The organism is Rhodopirellula maiorica SM1 (genome assembly GCF_000346295.1).
GTDB lineage: Bacteria > Planctomycetota > Planctomycetia > Pirellulales > Pirellulaceae > Novipirellula > Novipirellula maiorica.
The window spans coordinates 1-4,358 of record NZ_ANOG01000337.1; the positions used below are offsets into that span (position 1 = coordinate 1).

Here is a 4,358-nt window from a genome sequence, read left to right on the forward strand (position 1 = left end):
AACCTATATCAAACGGTGGGTCGGTGCGGTTTTGCGGATGACAGGCTGGAAGCCTATCCTACTGTTGCTACCGGTGATCGTTGGCTGTGGGGGTGATGACACTACATCCAAAACGTCGCTGTTTGAACATGATCATGCGGTTGCAGATCATTGGCCCAGCGATCTTGCCGATGTGGCCGCCAAGTTGCGAGAGCGTCTTAACAACGAAAACGTAGACGAGCATACCACGCACGAGATCGAAGATTTGGTCAGTTGGACGGCCGAAATCGCCGCCGACACAAACCTGTGCGAAAGCGATTGGTTGCCCCTTTACCACGCCAGTGAGTCGTTAATGGCGAACCTGCGAGCAGCGAAAGGCAAACTGACCGACGAGAATCGAGAACAGCTTCGCTCGCTTTGCAACGCGATTGATGAAGCGGCGACAAAAATTCCCGAGCAGTATCCCAACCTAGTCAAAGGCGAATGATGAATCAGTCAATTTCGATGATGCTGTGCGGCGGGCTGATCCGTGTTATGCAGGGGTTCGCTCAGGCAGCACCGACGTTGTTGGTCGGGCTGTTGATCGCATCGATCCTGCGTTACTACTTGGGGCACCAGGGAACGAGACGATTGTTCGGAGGCGATACGTTGCGATCACTGCCGCAGTCATGGTTGGTCGGGATGTTGTTGCCCGTTTGCTCAATCGGGGTGCTGCCCATCTTGTTTGAGATGCGACGTGCGAAAGTGAAGCCCGGGGCGATGTCGGCATTTGCGTTATCCGCTCCGCTTTTTAATCCACTATCGCTGCTTTACGGTCTGACGCTCAGCCGACCGCTGGTGATTATTCTGTTTGCGCTCGGGTCGCTGATTGTGGTAACGGCATTGGGGTTGTTTTGGGATGCGTTGTCCCATCGTGTTCCCGGCGGCGAGGAGAACCAAGACAGTAATGAGGGGTTGGAATCGAGCAAGACGACTGACCACCTGATTGGCCTTCGCCGCGTCTTCGCTACGTTCGTACACTTTTCACGTCAAACCACGGGCATGTCGGTACTGGTGGCGTTTGTCGCCATCTCGGGACTGGCTCTGCTGGCCGCCGTGTTGCCATACGGATCGATGCAACATTCGGTCGAACGCGACGATTGGTGGGCGCCGCTGAAGATGTTGTTTGTCGCGGTGCCGGTTTACGCGACACCGATGTTGGCGATGAGCCAAATGGGAATGATGTTTCAACATGCAAACTCGCCCGGTGCGTCGTTCACGCTGTTGATCCTTGGGGCTGGCATGAACTTCGCCACGCCACTTTGGTTCGCGCGGCACTATGGATGGAAAGCCGCGTCGCTATGGATGGCATCGCTTTCGTTGATCGTGTTGAGCGTGTCCTACGCGATCAACAAGCCGCTGGTTCCGCCCGGGGTCGAGCCCGCAGGGCATACACATGCGTTTGACATCTATGCCAATCCGCTTTCGACATCTCACCCGATCAGCCTCAGCACCATTGGCGATTTGGTCGCCAAAGAAATTGACATCAGCATCTATGCGTCGCTGATCGCTTTGGCAATTGTCGCCGCTTTCGGTGTTCTGTTTCGTGTAATGAAAATCGACGAAGCGTCATTGATTGCCAGTGCGAAAACAAATTCGTTCGCTTCTTCGATGCAGACACCGGATGCTCCGGTTCGGCGAGGCTTTGACATCATCGTGCCACCCGGTGTGATCGGAGCGACGATACTGGGTGGTTTGGTCGCACTCAGTGTCGTGGCCTGTTTTGCCTACTATCCATCGCCCGGCGAGTGCTTGGATGAAATCGGCATGGCCCGTGCCGAGTGTTTGACGGCGGCCAACAGCGGCCAAGTCGACCACGCATTGTTTTGGTTACCCGTTTGGGAAGATTGGAGCCGGCGAATGGAGGTCGGCACGTTCCTGAGAACCGGTCAAGTACGTCACTATCAACGCATGCAGGGCTATTTGATTCGCAAAAAATTGGAATTGCTCGAGCATGAACTGGAGCATGATCCGTTTGAACCGGATGAGACGAAACGGGTTGTGAGGGATATTTTGGCGACCAATTCACGCTGGGTTCGATCTTTTCGGCCCACCGACTAACTATCGCGATTTTCCGGGGTTACAATGTCCGGTGGTCGGACCGGACTGATACCCTTTTTGCTGCGGATCATCCGATTCATGTTGAAAGATAGAAAATACCAACCGAGTGGTTTTACGCTGCTCGAATTGTTGGTGGTGATTGCGATCATCGGCGTTCTAATCGCGGTTTTGTTGCCGGCTGTCCAGTCGGCTCGCGAGGCCGCACGCAGTACCGATTGTAAGAATCGCATTCGTCAGCTTGCTTTGGCGACTCATTTGCACCACGACGCGCTCGGGTATTTCCCTCCGGCGCGTTACGAATCGCGTCCTGATGCCGATCCTGCGGATCAGTGTGGCCAGGAAACGCCGACTTGGCTGGCACGCGTGATGCCCTACATCGAACAGTCCGCACTCGGTGAGCAGTGGTCTTTTTCGACGCCATGGCATCAACACCCCGAGAACGTTCGCACCGTCGTGCCCGATATTTTCCTCTGTCCCTCTCGTCGATCCGGGACACGGCCCATCGGCACGCGGAACCTGCGAACCACAGTGACCGGTGGCGGAGGCCGCTTGCCATGCGGTTGTCTGATCCCGCCGCGTCCGATCGACATGACGCTCGACGTCGAAGGAGCACTCAGTGACTATGCCGGCAACCATGGTGACTTGACGCCCGGTGCAACCGGTGCGCCCACCGATTTTTATTTCGGTGGTAACGGAACCGGGGTGATCATCAGCGTGCGTCCTGATTGCAAAGCCGGCAAGGCAGTCGCTCCGTCGGATCGTATTCGCATGGCTTCGGTTGCCGATGGAACCTCGACGACGTTTTTGTTCGGGGAAAAATTTGTACCATTCAATGGGCTCGCTCAATTTCCCGAAGACTCGCCGGCCTACGACGGCGATCATTTGCCGGCTTCAGCCCGCTTGGCGGGACCCGGATTGCGACTGGCCAGCGGACCGAGCGATGTCTTAGCCGACATGTTTTCGTTTGGCAGCTGGCATCCTGCCGGCGTTCACTTTGCACTCGTTGATGGCAGCGTTCGACGGTTCTCGCCCGAGACCGATACGAAGCTACTCGGTTCGCTGGCGAATCGGCGTGACGCGCGAGTGGTGGAGTTTGCCCATTGAACCGCTCTCTCTCACGTATCGCTACATTGATATGCGCCGCCCTACTTGCCCTCCTATCAACCGGTTGCAGCAAACCGAGCGGTTCTCATGATGGGATCGTGCGGTTCTCGGATAACAGCCCCGTGCAATCCGGAAGTGTCGAGTTTCGGTCACTCGCCGACGGTTCACGGTACGCAAGTCGAATTGCAGGCGACGGAAGTTTCACGTTGACCAATCTAGACGGCGACGTCGGCTGTCCACCGGGGGACTATGAAGTCGTCGTCGTGCAAATCGTGCTTACCGAAGATCTGGCCGCCGAAACGCACCAGCATGGCCGAACGGTACCACGCCGCTACGCCGACTACTACACCAGCGGACTGCGAGCGACGAATCCCGAGGACTCTGACACACTTTTGACGATCACGCTGGACCCCAGCGACGAGTGAGGTCCAGCGAGAGTGCCGAACTTACTGGTTCGATATAGCGGTGCGGCGCGGGGCCCGCCCGGTCGCAGTGAGTGAACCAACACTAAGGTAGGCAGGAATCATTGAGTGAAATCCCGATGCCCGTTTGGCCGCTTGCAGGCTGTTGATTTGGTCGAAATGCAAATCGCATTGGTGAGCCGAGGGCCGTAAGGCACCGGGTAATGCGCGGAACCCGGCCGCTGACGCGCGTGCGGCTTACTAAATCAACAAGCCGCTAGCCCCGGTTGATTGTCGGAACCTTGGCTAGCGGCCTGTTGATTTTGTGAAGTCTCCTATGGCGATTGGTGGCTGATGGATCCTCGGCCGTCACTGATGTATTCGACGGACTAGGAAGTCCATCGTACGAGTAAATCAACAGCCGCGGCTAGCGACCAATCGACGAAACGACTTCCGCCTATCCGCATTAGCAAGTACCGAGAGGGACGTCAGGATGCAGCCCACGGCGTGAGCCGTGGGTGTGCTGTAGCAAAAGTCGCAGAGGCTTTCGGCCACGCTAGTAAAACCGAAACTCTCTGCGAGTTTCGCTACGAATAAATGCTTCACAGCGTTCGCCAAAGCGGCTAATAGTCGGAAGGTCTTCTTCCTATCTGCTAAGCAGGCTGACAAGTTCGCTTACGCGGCCGATTCGTTCGGAAGGTGCGGTACATAAGGTTGCCTCCATGACGCGGCGGAACTGCGGCGGACAGTCAGCGAACCGCGACGCGTCGGGCG

At 56.6% G+C, this 4,358-nt stretch carries 4 protein-coding genes; all 4 read left to right on the forward strand.

What is annotated here, in order from left to right:
• Positions 1–466: hypothetical protein (locus tag RMSM_RS10930; protein WP_315850140.1), on the forward strand; the 466-nt coding region annotated here is incomplete at its 5' end.
• Positions 466–2,079: a permease gene (locus RMSM_RS10935; protein WP_040765661.1), complete on the forward strand. Its 1,614-nt coding sequence runs from the start codon at positions 466–468 to the stop codon at positions 2,077–2,079. The genes RMSM_RS10930 and RMSM_RS10935, both read left to right, overlap by 1 nt.
• Positions 2,080–2,157: 78 nt before the next feature.
• Positions 2,158–3,183: a DUF1559 family PulG-like putative transporter gene (locus tag RMSM_RS10940; RefSeq protein WP_040765664.1), complete on the forward strand. Its 1,026-nt coding sequence runs from the start codon at positions 2,158–2,160 to the stop codon at positions 3,181–3,183.
• Positions 3,180–3,608: a carboxypeptidase-like regulatory domain-containing protein gene (locus RMSM_RS10945; RefSeq protein ID WP_236622088.1), complete on the forward strand. Its 429-nt coding sequence runs from the start codon at positions 3,180–3,182 to the stop codon at positions 3,606–3,608. The genes RMSM_RS10940 and RMSM_RS10945 overlap by 4 nt, the downstream gene beginning before the upstream one ends.
• Positions 3,609–4,358 lie beyond the last annotated feature (750 nt).